At 70.5% G+C, this 15,264-nt stretch carries 12 protein-coding genes, 1 tRNA gene and 4 pseudogenes; 8 read left to right on the top strand and 9 right to left on the bottom strand.

Annotated elements, in window-relative coordinates; all coding sequences use genetic code 11:
* Positions 1-10: 10 nt before the first annotated feature.
* The 3 genes from Sfulv_RS14175 to Sfulv_RS14165 form a co-directional block, all read right to left on the bottom strand.
* Positions 11-1,519, bottom strand: a complete 1,509-nt coding sequence (locus Sfulv_RS14175) for a PP2C family protein-serine/threonine phosphatase (protein ID WP_173314034.1) — start codon at positions 1,517-1,519, stop codon at positions 11-13.
* A gap of 129 nt (positions 1,520-1,648) precedes the next feature.
* The gene (locus Sfulv_RS14170) at positions 1,649-2,170 is read right to left on the bottom strand and encodes an FHA domain-containing protein FhaB/FipA (protein ID WP_173314033.1); all 522 of its coding nucleotides are present in this window, start codon (positions 2,168-2,170) and stop codon (positions 1,649-1,651) included.
* Positions 2,171-2,180: 10 nt separating this feature from the next.
* Positions 2,181-3,065 (bottom strand): FHA domain-containing protein, encoded by an 885-nt coding sequence (locus tag Sfulv_RS14165; protein WP_173314032.1) that lies wholly within the window; start codon positions 3,063-3,065, stop codon positions 2,181-2,183.
* Positions 3,066-3,379: 314 nt separating this feature from the next.
* Between Sfulv_RS14165 and Sfulv_RS14160 the strand changes: the two genes are divergently transcribed.
* Positions 3,380-3,463, top strand: a tRNA-Leu gene (locus Sfulv_RS14160).
* 177 nt (positions 3,464-3,640) lie between these two features.
* Here Sfulv_RS14160 and Sfulv_RS14155 read toward each other — a convergent pair.
* Entirely contained in the window at positions 3,641-4,090 is a 450-nt protein-coding gene (locus tag Sfulv_RS14155) for a MarR family winged helix-turn-helix transcriptional regulator (protein WP_173314031.1), read from the bottom strand.
* A gap of 96 nt (positions 4,091-4,186) precedes the next feature.
* Here Sfulv_RS14155 and Sfulv_RS14150 point away from each other — a divergent pair, with 96 nt between their 5' ends.
* From Sfulv_RS14150 to Sfulv_RS14135, 4 genes and pseudogenes are all read left to right on the top strand, one after another.
* Positions 4,187-5,284: an ABC-2 transporter permease gene (locus Sfulv_RS14150; protein WP_173314030.1), complete on the top strand. Its 1,098-nt coding sequence runs from the start codon at positions 4,187-4,189 to the stop codon at positions 5,282-5,284.
* A 139-nt stretch (positions 5,285-5,423) separates the two neighbouring features.
* Complete coding sequence (locus tag Sfulv_RS14145; RefSeq protein ID WP_173314029.1) at positions 5,424-6,884, top strand: DUF2252 domain-containing protein; 1,461 nt, start codon at positions 5,424-5,426, stop codon at positions 6,882-6,884.
* Positions 6,885-6,941: 57 nt separating this feature from the next.
* Positions 6,942-7,868 (top strand): annotated as a pseudogene (locus Sfulv_RS14140) (J domain-containing protein).
* 45 nt (positions 7,869-7,913) lie between these two features.
* On the top strand, positions 7,914-8,258 hold the full coding sequence (locus Sfulv_RS14135) for a rhodanese-like domain-containing protein (protein WP_173314028.1): 345 nt from the start codon (positions 7,914-7,916) through the stop codon (positions 8,256-8,258).
* Between the two features lie 336 nt (positions 8,259-8,594).
* Here Sfulv_RS14135 and Sfulv_RS14130 read toward each other — a convergent pair.
* The 5 genes and pseudogenes from Sfulv_RS14130 to paaA all read right to left on the bottom strand — a co-directional run bounded on the left by Sfulv_RS14130 (position 8,595) and on the right by paaA (position 12,182).
* A pseudogene (locus tag Sfulv_RS14130) lies at positions 8,595-9,645 on the bottom strand (2Fe-2S iron-sulfur cluster-binding protein).
* Positions 9,646-10,142 (bottom strand): annotated as a pseudogene (paaD, locus tag Sfulv_RS14125) (1,2-phenylacetyl-CoA epoxidase subunit PaaD).
* Positions 10,136-10,852, bottom strand: coding sequence for a 1,2-phenylacetyl-CoA epoxidase subunit PaaC (gene paaC, locus Sfulv_RS14120; protein ID WP_173314027.1), 717 nt, complete (start codon positions 10,850-10,852; stop codon positions 10,136-10,138). Before paaC ends, paaD begins: the two are co-directional and overlap by 7 nt.
* Positions 10,849-11,139 (bottom strand): 1,2-phenylacetyl-CoA epoxidase subunit PaaB, encoded by a 291-nt coding sequence (gene paaB / locus Sfulv_RS14115; RefSeq protein ID WP_173314026.1) that lies wholly within the window; start codon positions 11,137-11,139, stop codon positions 10,849-10,851. The genes paaC and paaB overlap by 4 nt, the downstream gene beginning before the upstream one ends.
* Entirely contained in the window at positions 11,136-12,182 is a 1,047-nt protein-coding gene (gene paaA / locus Sfulv_RS14110) for a 1,2-phenylacetyl-CoA epoxidase subunit PaaA (RefSeq protein ID WP_173314025.1), read from the bottom strand. Before paaA ends, paaB begins: the two co-directional genes overlap by 4 nt.
* 115 nt (positions 12,183-12,297) lie before the next feature.
* Between paaA and Sfulv_RS14105 the strand changes: the two genes are divergently transcribed.
* The 3 genes and pseudogenes from Sfulv_RS14105 (at position 12,298) to Sfulv_RS30400 (ending at position 15,248) form a co-directional block, all read left to right on the top strand.
* The gene (locus Sfulv_RS14105) at positions 12,298-13,224 is read left to right on the top strand and encodes a DUF5819 family protein (protein WP_173314024.1); all 927 of its coding nucleotides are present in this window, start codon (positions 12,298-12,300) and stop codon (positions 13,222-13,224) included.
* Positions 13,225-13,295: 71 nt separating this feature from the next.
* Positions 13,296-14,552, top strand: a pseudogene (locus Sfulv_RS30405) (HTTM domain-containing protein); the annotation flags it as partial.
* A complete protein-coding gene (locus Sfulv_RS30400; RefSeq protein WP_371874718.1) occupies positions 14,538-15,248 on the top strand; it encodes a TrmH family RNA methyltransferase in 711 nt (236 codons plus the stop codon). The pseudogene Sfulv_RS30405 and the gene Sfulv_RS30400, both read left to right, overlap by 15 nt.
* Positions 15,249-15,264 lie beyond the last annotated feature (16 nt).

Here is a 15,264-nt window from a genome sequence, read left to right as displayed (position 1 = left end):
CCCCTACGGCTTACTGCTTACCGCACTGCGGGACCAGCTTCTTCTCTTTCTCCGAGAGGCTGGGGCCGGGAGTGGGAGTCGCTGCGGTCGGCGTGGTCCCCGTGGTGGAGGACGTGGCGGAAGTCTTGTCTGAGGGAGCACCGGCGGTGTCCCCGGCCTCGCCCTCGCCGGTGCGGGAACTGCTGTCCGCCTCGGCTGCGCGGCGCTGGGCGTCCTTCTTGCAGGCGGATGCCTGGGCGGCGAGTTCGCCGACCTTCATACGGGCGTCGCCGAGGCTGCCCTCGGCGATGGTCGCCTCGACCTGCTTGCGCTGGTAGGGCGGGAGGTACTTGAGTTCGATCTCCGGGTGGTTCTTCTCGACCTTCGAGAGCGATACCCACGCGAGGTCCTGGCTGATGCCGCGGAACAGTGCGACGTTCTCGCCCTGGGCGCCGACGTAGTACTGCGTCTGCGTCCAGCGGTAACCGCCGTAGAGGCCGCCGCCGATGACGGCGAGCGCCAGGACGGCGTACAGGGACCGCTTGAGCCACGTGCGGCCGGCGCGGGGCTTGTCGAAGTCGTCGTCGGTGTACTGGCCGAAGGCGCCGTCCGGCGCTCCGCCGTAGCCGTCGTCGTCACCGCTGCCAGGCGGGCCGAAGCCGCCGGCGGGCGGCGGGACGGGGCGGCCGAGTCCGGCCGCGCGGCCCGCCGGGGTCTGCATGGCCCCGCCGTCGTTGTGCTGGGCGGCCTGGTTCTCGGCGACCGCTCCGACGACGACCGGGGTGTCGTTGAGCTGGCCGGCCAGGGTGTCGTTGCTGTCGACGTCCAGGACGTCGGCCACGATGCAGGTGATGTTGTCGGGACCGCCCCCGCGCAGTGCCAGCTGGATGAGGTCCTGAATGGTCTCCTGCGGGCCCTGGTAGCTCGCCAGGGTCTCTTCCATCGTCTGGTGGGAGACGACTCCGGAGAGCCCGTCGGAACAGATCAGATAGCGGTCACCGGCCCGGACCTCGCGGATGGAGAGGTCGGGTTCGACGTGGTCGCCACTGCCGAGCGCCCGCATGAGCAGGGAGCGCTGCGGGTGGGTGGTGGCCTCTTCCTCGGTGATGCGGCCCTCGTCGACGAGACGCTGCACCCAGGTGTGGTCCTGGGTGATCTGCGACAGCACGCCGTCGCGCAGGAGGTAGGCGCGGGAGTCCCCGACGTGGACCAGGCCGAGGCGCCGGCCGGTCCAGAGCAGGGCGGTGAGCGTGGTGCCCATGCCCTCCAGCTGGGGGTCCTCCTCGACCATCAGCCGCAGCTGGTCGTTGGCCCGCTGGACCGCCGTACCGAGCGAGGTCAGGATGTCGGAGCCGGGCACGTCGTCGTCGAGCTGGACGAGCGTGGAGATCACCTCGGAGCTGGCGACCTCTCCGGCCGCCTGGCCGCCCATGCCGTCGGCGATGGCGAGAAGGCGGGGGCCGGCGTAGCCGGAGTCCTCGTTGCCTTCCCGGATCATGCCCTTGTGCGATCCGGCGGCGAAGCGCAGGGACAAGCTCATGCGCACCTCGCCCGTCGGTTCGGGGTACAGCCGGTCTCGAGCCACACTGCCCACCCTCCGGTCGGGAGCCGGGCCGGGTCCGTCGTAAGGACCGCCGCGGCTCGCTCGCTCCGCTCGCTCATTGTCGTACTACTTCCGCAGCTCGATGACGGTCTTGCCGATGCGGATCGGCGCGCCCAGCGGAACAGGCGTCGGGGTGGTGAGCCGGGTCCGGTCGAGATACGTGCCGTTGGTGGACCCGAGGTCCTCGACGATCCACTGGCCGTCACGGTCCGGGTAGATCCTGGCATGCCTGCTGGACGCGTAGTCGTCGTCCAGCACGATCGTTGAGTCGTGCGCCCGGCCCAGGGTGATGGTCTGGCCCTGGAGCGCCACCGTGGTACCCGTCAGGGTGCCTTCGGAGACGACCAGCTTGGTGGGAGCCCCGCGGCGCTGGCGCCCGGGCTGCTGGCGCTGCTGCGGTGGAGCAGCAGCAGCGGATGGTTGGCGCCCCTGTTGCGGGCGCGCGTCGGTGGCAGTGCGGCGTGAGCCGCGCTGCGTGACGCGCGTTCCGAACAGGTCGCTTCTGATGACCTGGACGGCCACGATCACGAACAGCCACAGAACGGCTAGGAAACCTAGCCGCATGACCGTCAGGGTCAGCTCTGACATTGCCCCCGCTTCACCCTTCGGCTTGCCGGTAAACGATGGTGGTGCTGCCCACGACGATCCGTGAGCCGTCGCGGAGCGTAGCGCGGGTGGTGTGCTGCCCGTCTACCACGATGCCGTTGGTAGACCCGAGATCCTGGATCGTCGAGGGCGTTCCGGTCCGGATCTCACAGTGCCGGCGGGAGACGCCGGGATCGTCGATCCGCACGTCGGCGTCGGTGCTTCGACCCATCACCAACGTCGGGCGGGAGATCTGATGGCGGGTGCCATTGATCTCGATCCAGCGCCGTACCTGTGTGTCCGGCAGGGGGCCGGGCGTACTGGACGGGCGCCGGTCGTTCGCGGGGCCGCCGGACCTTCCCCCGCCGGGCGGCGGGGCCGCGGGCATGGGAGGTGCGGCGGCCGGGGGGTAGCCGTAGCCGCCCGGGGCCTGCGGGGCGGCGGGCCGCCCCGGGCCGGGCCTGTTCGGCTGGGCGTGCGGGGAGGCGCCGGCCTGCGGGGCGGACGGGCCCTGCTGTGACGTACTCGACGCGAGCGTCCGGCTGCGGACACGGTAGAGCCCGGTGTCGAGGTCGTCGGCCTTCTCCAGGTGGACCTTGATCGGGCCCATGAAGGTGTAGCGCTGCTGCTGGGCGTAGTCCCGTACGAGACCGGACAGTTCGTCGCCGAGCTGTCCGGAGTAGGGGCTGAGCCGCTCGTAGTCGGGTGCGCTCAGTTCCACGATGAAGTCGTTGGGGACGACGGTCCGCTCGCGGTTCCAGATCGTGGCGTTGTTGTCGCACTCGCGCTGGAGGGCGCCTGCGATCTCGACCGGCTGCACCTCGGACTTGAAGACCTTGGCGAAGGTGCCGTTGACCAGACCTTCGAGACGCTGCTCGAAACGCTTCATGACTCCCATGGGGCACCTCCTCCGGTGTCGTCGTCCCTGTACTGCTTACTGATCGTATCCACGCGTCGGGAAATCGGCTGGTTCCCCTTGTCTGCCCTGTGGATGAGTGTCACCCCTCACACGGATCGTAGAGGTGACCTCCGCACAGTGTCCCGCACGTGGGGTGCGGTCTGAAGGAGTGGGGGCGGAGGCTCCGCGTTCCCGCTGCCCCTCACGTGTTCGCCGAAACTACGGATGTGAATCCACCCAGTCCATCGTGCTAATCTTCCGGATGTCGCCAGGCGCTCACACCGAACGGTGAGAGAGTCTCAAAACAACACTCATGCGCGAGTGGCGGAACGGCAGACGCGCTGGCTTCAGGTGCCAGTGTCCTTAGGGACGTGGGGGTTCAAATCCCCCTCGCGCACAACGGGGCATCGCAGGTCGGTGCTCAGCAGTAACGGGAACGGTCGTCATCGTAGTCACGATGGCGGCCGTTTCTCGTTGTGCGGCTGTGGTTTGTTTCACGTGAAACGCCCGCTTTGGGCCGAGTGGGCGCGCGGGCGGCGCTCCGGAGGCTGTCGTGGGTGCGGTGGCGGGGGCCGCTACGGCGCCGTCGCGTCACCGGCGGCGTTGTAGCGCAGAAGGTACCGCGCGAACTGGGCGAGGTCGTGCGCTGTCCACTCGCCGAGGCGTTCCCGGTAGGCCGCCCGGCGGCTGGCCTTCGTCGCTGCGAGGGCCTGCGTGCCCGCCTGGGTGGGCCGCAGCACCTGGATGCGGTGATCGGCGGGGTCCGGGTGCCGCTCCACCATGCCCAGTTTCTCCAGGGCTCCGATCTGCCTGCTGACGGTCGACTTGTCGAGCATGTAGTGCGCGGCGAGATCGGCGGCGCGGCAGCCGTGCTGTTCGTCGATATGGGCCAGCAGGGTGTAGGAGACCAGCGGCAGTTCCGGGTGCAGGCGCGCGGCTGCTGAGCGTGCGCGGCGTGCGAAGGCGGTCAGTTCGCGCTGGATGACGTCCAGCGACTCCTCGCGCTTCTGGGATGCGTCTGACACTGCTCCGCCTTTGGCCGGTTCCGCCCTCTTCGATATTCAGTTGTATAGTACAACGGAAATGGAGTTGTAAAAGCCAACCATTGGAGCTGTTTTTCGATGTCCGCAGGCCCGAACAACGCCTCCGGCTCGTCGGCCGCCGCGCTGCGGCATGTACTGAGCCACCTCGTGACGCCGCTGCTGATGTGTGTGGGCATGGGATTCGCGTATCTGGGTGCCTTCCATGCCCCGGCCCCGCACGACCTGCCGGTGGACGTCGTCGGCTCCGGGCCGACCGCCCGGGTGCTCGCGCAGACGCTTCAGGAGAAGGGTGACGGCGCGCTCGGCGTGCGCACGGTGGCCGACCGCGCGACGGCCGTGGATCACCTGAGGACTCAGGCGAGTTACGGGGCGTACCTGCCTGGGAAGAGCCCTGAACTGCTCGTGGCCACCGCTTCCTCGGACACCAGCGCCGTGGTCGTGGAGAAGGTCTTCACGGAGGTGGCGGCGGGCCAGGGCGCCCCGCTCACTGTGACGGACGTGGCCCCGTCCGCGGACGGGGACCCGACGGGGCAGGGCATCTTCTTCCTGCTGGTCGTGGTGAGCATCGGCTCGTACGCCTCGGTCGCGGTGATCGGTGGCGCGGGCGCGGCACTGGCGTTGCGGATGAGGGCGGCGCTGGCGGTCGGGGCCTCGCTCGTGGTGAGCGTGATCGGCGCGGCGCTCGCCGGACCCGTGTTCGGCCTGGTGGAGCACGGCCTCGGCGGGCTGTGGGCGATGGCCTGGCTCTACTCGGCGGGCATTCTCCTGATCGGAGTGGGCCTGCACACCTTCCTCAGGCGCTGGACGACGCTCACCCTGATGGTGCTGTTCGTCATGCTCAACTTCACCAGCTCGGGCGGCGTCTTCCGGCCCGAGGTGCAGCCCGGGTTCTTCGGTGCGCTGCACTCGTTCTGGAACGGCGCGGGCTTCGTCGAGGGGGTTCGCAGCCATGTGTATTTCGGTGGCCACGCACTCGGCGGTCACCTGCTCGTCCTGACCCTGTGGTTCGTGGCGGGTCTGGCACTCGTGGGAGTGGCCGGCTGGGCGGAGGCTCGGTGGCGGCGGCGGGCTGCTGCCGATGGTGCTGCTGGTGCCGGGGTGGGCGCCGCCGGTGCGGTCGCCGGCGCCGGTGCGGTCGCCGTCGAGGAGGAGATGGAGGAGACCGTCGCCGTATGACCGGTGGGGAGTCGCAGGTCATCGTGGTGCGCCGCGTGATCCACGACTTGTCCACAGGGTCGGACGCTTGTGGGCGAACGGGAGTACGGTCATCGGAAATTGATGGTGGACGGCCGGGAGACGGGGGAGGCGGCGTTCCATGGGTGAGACCGAGACGACTGCACGGGAACAGCACGGCGGAGCGGGCGCCGCTCGCATTCCGGTGGTGCCGGGCTTCGCACGGCGCGTGGCCCTGGGGTCGCCCGATGCGGCGGGGGCCGGCGGCTCGGTGAAGGCGGCGGGCAAGGCGCTGAGAGGCAAGGTGGCGCGTTCCGCGCACAGCCGGCTGGTCCTCCCTCCAGGGCGGCCCGACGCGGTGCAGGCGGTCGAGGAGTCGAACCGGGACCGCGTGCCGGGGCTGACGCCGATGCGGGTGGGGCGGATGGCGGCCACCCCGTTCGCGTTCCTGCGCGGTTCCGCGGGCCTGATGGCCCATGACCTCACGGGTACGCCGGTCACCGGGGTGGGCGCGCAGCTCTGCGGGGACGCGCACGCGGCCAACTTCGGCCTGTACGGGGACGCGCGGGGAAATCTCGTCATCGATCTGAACGACTTCGACGAGACGGTCTTCGGCCCGTGGGAGTGGGATCTCAAGCGGCTGGCCACCTCACTGGTCCTCGCGGGCCGCGAGGCGGGCGCCGACGAGGACACCTGCCGCAAGGGCGCGTACGACACGGTGGGCGCGTACCGCCGGACGATGCGACTGCTGGCCGGGCTGTCGGCACTCGACGCGTGGAACGCGATCGCGGACGAGGAACTCGTCTCCCACACGGACGCGCGGGACCTCGCCGGAACTCTGGAGCGGGTCTCGGAGAAGGCGCGCAACAACACGAGCGCCCGTTTCGCCGCCAGATCCACGGAGGAGTGCGAGGACGGCGGGCGCCGCTTCATCGATGCGCCGCCGGTGCTGCGCCGGGTGCCGGACGAGGAGGCCGCGGCGGTCGCCGCAGGGCTCGGCGGCTATCTGAGCACGGTCTCCGAGGACCGTGTGCCCCTGCTGGCCCGGTACGCCATCCACGATGTGGCGTTCCGGGTGGTCGGCACGGGAAGCGTCGGCACGCGGTCCTACGTCGTGCTGCTGCTGGATCACCGGGGTGAGCCGCTGGTGCTCCAGGTGAAGGAGGCTCGGCCCTCCGCGTTGGCGCCCTATCTGCCGCAGGTCGGCTTCGACGTGGCCGAGACCGGACACGAGGGACGCCGGGTGGTGCTCGGGCAGAAGCGGATGCAGGTCGTCAGCGACATACTGCTCGGCTGGGCCGACGTCGACGGGAGGCCCTTCCAGGTCCGCCAGTTCAGGAACCGCAAGGGCAGTGTGGACCCGGCGGCGCTGGCGGCCGACCAGGTCGACGACTACGGGCGGATGACCGGTGCGCTGCTGGCGCGCGCCCACGCGCACAGCGCCGATCCCCGTCTGCTGGCGGCCTACTGCGGCAAGAACACCGAGCTGGACGAGGCGATGGCCTCCTTCGCCGTGGCGTACGCCGACCGGACGGAAGCGGACCACGCCGAGCTGGTGCGGGCCGTCGCGGCGGGGAGGATAGCCGCGGAGCTCGGTGTCTGAGGGAGATCCGGGCGACCGGCCGTCCTCGGGGGCCGGTCCTGGCCATACGCTGGACGAGTGACCCACGAAGCCGCCGGGGTGCCGACCACCCGGAATGACGATGACCGGCCGACCACCCGGAATGACGATGACCGGCAGGAGGCACAGCCCGCTGACCGGGGGAGCCGCAGGGCAGCCGGCCCGATGGCGCCCCGGCTGAGAGTGTGGTGCCTCCTCGTCCGGAGGAGCGGCTCGCCAAGGCCGTGCGGGTGGCCGAGCAGGCGCTGATCGAGTTCGAGATCGCGGTGGAGACCTTCCGGGTCGAGGTCGAGAACTTCTCCCGGCTGCACCACCAGAAGCTCGGCCCCATGTACGCCCGGCTCGACGAGCTGGACGCGCTGATCGCTGAGGCCCATGCCTCCCGCACAGGAGATCCGGAGGACGTGCGCAGGGCCGAGGAGGCGCGCGCGATCGTCATGCCGATGCCTGGGGTGGAGGAGCTGTTCCACGACTGGATGGACTCCGACGGCCTGTCCCCGAGGCCGCCGCGATGCTCACCGAGCAGCCCGTCCGGCCCCCAAGCGGGTCAGGCCCAGCGAGGAGGCCCGCAAGCTCTATCGCGAGCTGGCACGCAAGGCGCACCCGGATCTGGCGCCTGACGAGAAGGAACGCCGGCGCCGCGACGAGTTCATCACCCGGGTGAACGCCGCCTACGGCCGTGGCGACGAGGCCCAGCTGCGGGAGCTGGTCCAGGAGTGGGAGGCGGGGCCGGTCGCACCCGAGGCCCGGTACAGCGAGAGCGAAGAGCTGTACGCCCGCCTGGAGTGGCTCAGCCGTCGCAAGGAACTGCTGACGGTCCTGGCCCAGGAGCTGGAGCAGAGCGCCATCGGTTCGATGCTGCGCATGGCGCCGGACGATCCGGACCGGCTGCTGGAGGACATCGGCGAGAAGCTGCTGGCCGACGTCTCCCGGCGAGAGGCCGAGCTGGCGGACCTGGTGCAGTAGCGTTTCCGGTGTCCCTGCCATGACATACGAGAGAAGGCATGACCCATGAATTTCGCCCCGCTGCCCTCGGTGGACGCTGCGGCAGTGCCGTCGGACGGCTTCGTGCTGGACGTCCGGGAGGACGATGAGTGGGCGGCCGGGCATGTCGAGGGCGCGCTTCACATCCCGATGAGCGACTTCGTGGACCGCTTCGGTGAACTGACCGAGGCGGCGGAGGACGGACAGCGCGTCCATGTGATGTGCCGGGTCGGGGGCCGGTCGGCCCAGGTGACGAAGTATCTGGTCCAGCAGGGCATCGACGCGGTGAACATCGACGGCGGTATGCAGGCGTGGGACGAGGCCGGACGGCCGATGGTCGCGGAGGGTGCGAGCCCGGCCTTCGTCCTCTGAGTGATCAGCCGAGGGCACTGGGCGGCCGACAGGGCGCCCAGTGCCTCCCCGGTGCCTTCGTGTGCTGCTGCCGGTCCCGGCGAGCGCTGGTCAGAGCGGGACCCGACCGAGCCCGGCCGTTGCCGCACTCGGGCGCCGCACTCGCGCGCCGCGCGTGAGGATCAGCAGATCGGCGCGGGCGAGCCCCGCGCCCGGAGCGATCAGGGTCTGGCGATCAGGTCCGGTGACAGGTCCGGCGGCAGGTCCGGCGGCAGTGCTAGAACAGGGAACAGGCCAGGGCTCACGGTGCCGGGGCGGTAGGTGGCGGCCACGCGCGGCCGGTGCGGCCGGGTGCGGTCAGCGGTCGAAGTCGAGCTCCACCTCCGGGGTCAGGGGATGCGACTGGCACGCCAGGACGAAGCCGGCCTCCGTCTCCTCCGGCTCCAGGGCGAAGTTGCGGTCCATCCGCACCTCGCCCGAGACGAGGTGGGCGCGGCACGTGCCGCACACCCCGCCCTTGCAGGCGTACGGGGCGTCCGAGCGGCTGCGCAGCACCGTCTCCAGCAGGGATTCCGCGCCCTGCACCGGCCAGCTCCCGGAGCGGCCGTGAAGCGTCGCCGTGAGGGTGCTGTCCGTGGGTGCGTCGATCCGAGGTGCGGGGGCCGGGCCGTCCTCGACGTGGAAGATCTCCTGGTGGATACGGGTACGGTCGACGCCCAGCTCCCGCAACGCCCTGTCCGCCCCCTGGACGAGACCGAGCGGCCCGCAGAGGAACCAGCCGTCCATCTCCGTGACGGGGAGCAGGGCCGGCAGCAGGCCGGTGAGCCGCTCCCGGTCCAGACGGCCCGATGGGAGACCGGCCGACTGCTCCTCCCGGGAGAGCGCGGTGACCAGGTGGAAGCGGGCCGGATAGCGGTCCTTGAGGTCGGCCACCTCGTCGAGGAACATCGTCGAGGCCGCGGTCCGGTCGCTGCGGATCAGACAGAACCGGGCCTGGGGTTCGCGGGCCAGCAAGGTCCCCGCGATCGAGAGGACCGGCGTGATGCCGCTGCCGCCGACGATCGCGGCGAAGGAGCCCGGCCGAGGCCGGAGCACGAAGCGGCCCATCGGGGCATCGCCTCCACCTGGTCCCCGACGGCCAGTTCCTTGAGGGCGTACGTGGAGAACGCCCGCCGTCGACCATGCGGATGCCCACCCGGAGCACCGGGTCGGCCGGTGGGTCGAGGGCGGGCGCGCAGATCGAGTAGGACCGGCGGATCTCCTGGCCGTCGAGGCTGTACCGCACGTTGAGGTGCTGGCCCGGCGTGTGGCGGAAGGTCTCGCGCAGTTCGGGCGGCACGGCGAAGGTGACGGCCACCGCATCGTCCGTGATCCGTTCGATCGCGCTGACCCGGAGCGGATGGAACATCTACAACTCCTTGAAGTGGTCGAACGGTTCGCGGCAGGCCACGCAGCGGCGCAGCGCCTTGCACGCGGTGGAGGAGAAACGGCTCAGCAGCTCCGTATCGGTCGACCCGCAGTGCGGACAGCGCACAGCGAGGGTCAGGGGCACCGGTCCGCCGGAGCCGCCCTGGGGCCGCGGGGGTGCGATGCCGAACTCCGCGAGCTTGCGCCGCCCCTCGTCGCTGATGTCGTCCGTCGACCACGCGGGGCGAGGACGGTGACCACCGAGACGTCCCTCATCCCGCGGTCGTGCAGGACCCGCTCGATGTCCGCGGACATGGCCTCGATCGCCGGGCAGCCCGTGTACGTCGGCGTGAGCCGTACCGTGACGCTGTCGGGGCCGTCCATCCGGACACCCCGGATCACGCCCAGCTCCTCCAGGGTCAGCACGGGAAGCTCCGGATCGGGTACGGAGCCGGCGAGCCCGTACAGCTCCGCCTCCAGGCCGGTCAGGGTCACCATGACGCCCCCGGGTGGCTGCGGTGCAGGTGCTGCATCTCGGCGATCATCTTGCCGAAGGACTCCGTGTGCAGCCCTTGCCTTCCGGCCCCGGCCTGCCAGGCCCCCGACTGCCGGCCTGTCGGGACGGTGAGGGTGGCCCGTTCCACCACATCCGTCACGGCGGCGAGCCACTCGGCCCGGAGCGCCTGCCAGTCGACGCCGATGCTCTCGACACCGGTGCCCTCGACAGGCTGGAAGAGTTCGCCGGTGAAGCGCCACAGCGCGTCGAGTCCGCGCTGCATGCGCTCGTGGCTCTCCGCCGTCCCGCCGCCGAGGCGCAGGGTCCACTGCTCGGCGTGGTCGCGGTGGTAGGCGACCTCCTTGACGGCCTTCGCCGCGAGGTCCGCGAACGTGCCGTCCCCGGCCGCCAGCCGCTCGTACAGCAGGTGCTGGTAGACGGAGAAGAAGAGCTGCCGGGCGATGGTGTGCGCGAAGTCGCCGTTGGGCTGCTCGACCAGCTGGACGTTGCGGAAGGCCCGCTCCTCGCGTAGATAGGCCAGCTCGTCCTCGTCGCCGACGAGGGAGAGCAGCACACGGGCCTGTCCCAGCAGGTCGAGGGCGATGTTGGCGAGTGCCACTTCCTCTTCCAGCACGGGGGCGTGGCCTGCCCACTCCCCCAGCCGGTGGGAGAGCACCAGCGCGTCGTCGCCGAGGGCGAGGGCCGCGGTCACAGGTGCTTCACCCCTTCCGGGATCTCGTAGAACGTGGGATGCCGGTAGGGCTTGTCACCGGCCGGTTCGAAGAACGAGTCCTTCTCGTCCGGCGAGGAGGCCGTGATCGCCGTCGACGGGACCACCCAGAGGGAGACGCCTTCGGAGCGGCGGGTGTAGAGGTCGCGCGCGTTGCGCAGGGCCATTTCGGCGTCCGGGGCGTGCAGGCTGCCCGCGTGGGTGTGGGACAGCCCGCGCCGTGAGCGCACGAACACCTCCCACAGCGGCCAGTCGATGGAGCTGCTCATGCCGTCGCCTCCCCGGGCTGCGTGGTCGTACCGGTGGATCCGGGCCGTCCCGTCGCGTGCTTCGTCGCGTAGGCCGCCGCCGCGTCGCGGACCCAGGCGCCCTCTTGGTGAGCCGTACGCCGCTGGGCGAGGCGCTGCTCGTTGCAGGGCCCGTTGCCCTTGAGGACCTCCTGGAACTCCGTCCAGTCGATGTCCCCGAAGTCGTGCCGGCCCAGCTCCTCGTTCCACCGGATGTCCGGGTCGGGAAGGGTGAGCCCGAGCGCTTCGGCCTGGGGGACGCAGATGTCCACGAAACGTCGGCGCAGCTCGTCGTTGGAGTGCCGCTTGATCTTCCAGGCCATGGACTGCTCGGAGTGGGCCGATGCCTCGTCCGGGGGACCGAACATCATCAGGGACGGCCACCACCAGCGGTTCACCGCGTCCTGCGCCATCTCGTGCTGAGCAGGGGTCCCCCGGCTGAGGGCGAGCAGCAGCTCGTAACCCTGCCGCTGGTGGAAGGACTCCTCCTTGCAGATCCGGACCATCGCGCGGGCGTAGGGGCCGTAGGAGCAGCGGCAGAGCGGCACCTGGTTGGTGATCGCGGCGCCGTCCACCAGCCAGCCGATCGCACCGACATCCGCCCAGGTCAGCGTCGGGTAGTTGAAGATCGACGAATAGCGCTGGCGCCCGGCGTGGAGCTTGTCGAGCAGCTCCTCACGGCTGGTGCCCAGGGTCTCGGCGGCGCTGTAGAGGTAGAGCCCGTGTCCCGCCTCGTCCTGGACCTTGGCCATCAGGATCGCCTTGCGGCGCAGTGAGGGCGCGCGCGTGATCCAGTTGGCCTCCGGCTGCATGCCGATGATCTCCGAGTGGGCGTGCTGGGCCATCTGGCGGACCAGTGAGGCGCGGTACGCCTCGGGCATCCAGTCGCGCGGCTCGATCCGGTCGTCGGCCGCCACCGCCGCGTCGAACGCCGCGGCGCGGACCGGGTCCTGTGCCGCGTCCTGTGCCCTGTCCGCCATGCCTGCTGCCGCGTGCTTCTGCTGGTGCGCAGTCACTGCCGCCATCCCGGACTCCCTACCGACCGATCGTTCGGTTCAATGGCTTCAATGGTGAGTCGACGGCCCGTAGGGTGTCAACCCTGTGGATAACCAAGTGGTGATCAACGGGGATCGGGGCGGGATGGTTGCGGAGCACGGCGGGGGTGCCGAGAGCGAGCGGAAGGCCGCCTGGCCGGAGGCGGTGAGCCACGGGCCGGAGGAGCCGAGCGGCGGTCCGGACGGCGGAGAGCCGCAGGTCCCGTCCCCCCAGCAGGACGCGGGGAGAGGCGCGACTTCGGACACGGCGGACGAGGCCGAGGACGGTCACCCGCTGGACTCGGATGCCTACCCGGATGGCGAGGACCTGCCCGGGGCCGCCGGCCCCCGCATAGTGGGGATAGCCGGCCTCTCGATGCCGTACCAGGTGGTCGCAGCCCTGGCGCTGGCGCTCGTGGGGGCACTCGGCGCCGTACACCTGGCCATGGTGTTCCTGCACGTCGCACCGTCCAACACCCTGACGAAGCAGCACGGCGAGGCGATCGACGAGTGGGTGTACCCGGAGTTCGAGCAGAACTGGAAGCTCTTCGCCCCCAATCCGCTCCAGCAGAACGTCTCCGTGCACGTGCGCGCCGAAGTGGCGGGTGACGAGGGCCGCCGCACCACCCCCTGGATGAGCCTGTCCAGCGAGGACGGCGAGGCGATACGCGGCAGTCTCCTCCCGAGCCATGTCGACCAGAACGAGCTCCGTCGCGGCTGGGACTTCTATCTGAACTCGCACGACAGCGAGAACCGTCCCAACGGCGTGCGCGGAGACCTCTCCGAGCGCTACGTCCGGCGCATCGTGATGCTGCGCCTGAGTGAGCACGACTACGGCGGCACGGTCGACCGCATCCAGGTTCGTTCCTCCGTACGGTCCGTCCCGGCACCGCCCTGGAGCGAGGAGAAGATCAGCACCCGGCCCCACTACCGTGTGCTCCCCTGGTGGTCCGTCACCTCCGACGACCTTCCGGAGGCCGACGCGCCGGCGCGGGCATCGCGGGCGTCGCGGGCCGAGGAGACGGACAAGTGAGCACTCCCGCCGCGGGGCACGGCACCGCCCGCGACCCCGGCCCCCGGCCCGTCGGCAAGCTCGCCCACGCCATTCAGCGCGTCACCTCCGCCGCCCTGGGCCCGTACCAGAGCGCTGTCATCCGCATCGGCTTCTCGGCCACGTACATGCTGTTCCTGCTCCGCGAGTTCCCGCACCGTCACGAGATGTACGGCCCCGACGGCCCGTGGCAGTGGGGCATGGCCGAGGAGCTCCTGGGGAACAACGGCGCTTTCACGGTGCTCATGTGGTCGGACGGCACGGTGTGGTTCGAGAGCGTGTACGCGTTCTCCGTGGTGTCGGCAGCGCTGCTGATGGTCGGCTGGCGCAGCCGGACGATGTCCGTCCTCTTCATGGTCGGTGTGCTCTCCCTGCAGAACCGCAGCATCTTCATGGGTGACGGCGGTGACAACGTCATCCACCTGATGGCGATCTATCTCGTGCTCACCCGCTGCGCGCAGGTGTGGTCGCTGGACGCGCGGCGTGCGGCGCGCGACGCCGCACGGGTGGCTGACGGGGCTCCTCCGGTGCGTGACGTGACCGGCCCGGTCCTCTGGGCCGTACTCGGGCCCGTACTGCTGTGGGCCACACTCACGGACGGTCTCGGTGGCACCGTGTGGCTGCCGGCCCTGCTGTGGCTGCTGTGGACGGGCAACGGTGTCTGGTGGGCCGTGAACCGCTTCGCGCCGGGCGGGGAGCCGCGCACGCTGCTCGACGTCCTGGCCAACCTGGCCCACAACGCCACGCTCGTCGTGATCATGGCGGAGGTCTGTCTGATCTACGCGACCGCGGGCTGGTACAAGATCCAGGGCTCCCGCTGGCAGGACGGCACGGCGCTCTACTACCCGCTCAAACTGGACTACTTCACGCCGTGGCCCGGACTGTCGGACCTCCTCGCGTCCAGCGCTCTGCTGGTGATGGTGCTGACGTACGGCACGGTGCTCGTGCAGGTCGCCTTCCCGTTCACCCTGTTCAACCGGCGGGTGAAGAACGTGCTGCTGGTCGCGATGATCGGCGAGCACGCCGGTATCGCTCTGCTGCTCGGACTGCCCTTCTTCTCGATGGCGATGATCGCCGCGGACGCGGTGTTCCTGCCGACGGTGTTCCTCGTGTGGCTGGGTGGCCGCGTCACGCTCACACGCGAACGGCTCTTCTCGCGCCGTGTGCCACAGGGTCCCGCGCCCGGCCGGGGAGGGGCCGATGAGGCTGAGGGGAGCTCCCGGGGCACAGGGCGGCGGGGGCCATACGCTCGTCGGGTGAGCAGCGAGAACGGCAGTACAGAACCCCTTCCGGATGTGGCCTCCGACCCGGCGGGCGAACCGGTCCAGTACGACGACGGGTACGGGTCCCTGATCGGCGTCGGGCCGCATCCGCAGCCGTGGCCCGTGGGCGAGCGGTACGACCCCGAGCTGCTCGCCCACGGGGACCGGCGCAATGTCGGTGACGCGTACCGGTACTGGACGCGGGAGGCGATCGTCGCCGATCTCGACCTGCGGCGGCACGACTTCCACGTGGCGGTGGAGAACTGGGGCCACGACTTCAATATCGGGTCGGTGGTGCGTACCGCCAACGCCTTCCTCGCCAAGGAGATCCACATCGTGGGCCGACGGCGGTGGAACCGCCGGGGGGCGATGGTCACCGATCGCTACCAGCACGTACGGCATCACCCGGACACATCCGACCTGACCGCCTGGGCGGCGGCCGAGGGGCTGCCGATCATCGGGATCGACAACCTTCCCGGAGCGGTGCCGCTGGAGCGGACCGTACTGCCGCGACGCTGTGTGCTGCTCTTCGGGCAGGAGGGGCCCGGACTCACGGAAGAGGCGCGTGATCACGCGTCGATGGTGTGTTCCATCGCGCAGTTCGGGTCGACGCGGTCGATCAACGCCGGTGCCGCGGCAGCCATCGCGATGCACGCGTGGGTACAGCGGTACGCGGATGTGCCCGAACCGGGTGCCGGGCCCGGCTCGGGTGCCGGGCCGCGGTCCAGGGGTACGGCGGGCTGAGCCGGCGGGTGGCCCG

The organism is Streptomyces fulvorobeus (genome assembly GCF_013167895.1).
Classification (GTDB): domain Bacteria; phylum Actinomycetota; class Actinomycetes; order Streptomycetales; family Streptomycetaceae; genus Streptomyces; species Streptomyces fulvorobeus.
This window is presented reverse-complemented; position numbering and strand designations above follow the sequence as displayed.

Coding starts and splice junctions, on each gene's coding strand:
- Sfulv_RS14175 (WP_173314034.1), bottom strand. CDS start 1,519: ATGAGCTTGTCCCTGCGCTTCGCCGCCGGATCGCACAAGGGCATGATC.
- Sfulv_RS14170 (WP_173314033.1), bottom strand. CDS start 2,170: ATGTCAGAGCTGACCCTGACGGTCATGCGGCTAGGTTTCCTAGCCGTT.
- Sfulv_RS14165 (WP_173314032.1), bottom strand. CDS start 3,065: ATGGGAGTCATGAAGCGTTTCGAGCAGCGTCTCGAAGGTCTGGTCAAC.
- Sfulv_RS14150 (WP_173314030.1), top strand. CDS start 4,187: ATGTCCGCAGGCCCGAACAACGCCTCCGGCTCGTCGGCCGCCGCGCTG.
- Sfulv_RS14145 (WP_173314029.1), top strand. CDS start 5,424: ATGGGTGAGACCGAGACGACTGCACGGGAACAGCACGGCGGAGCGGGC.
- Sfulv_RS14135 (WP_173314028.1), top strand. CDS start 7,914: ATGAATTTCGCCCCGCTGCCCTCGGTGGACGCTGCGGCAGTGCCGTCG.
- paaB (WP_173314026.1), bottom strand. CDS start 11,139: ATGAGCAGCTCCATCGACTGGCCGCTGTGGGAGGTGTTCGTGCGCTCA.
- paaA (WP_173314025.1), bottom strand. CDS start 12,182: ATGGCGGCAGTGACTGCGCACCAGCAGAAGCACGCGGCAGCAGGCATG.
- Sfulv_RS14105 (WP_173314024.1), top strand. CDS start 12,298: ATGGTTGCGGAGCACGGCGGGGGTGCCGAGAGCGAGCGGAAGGCCGCC.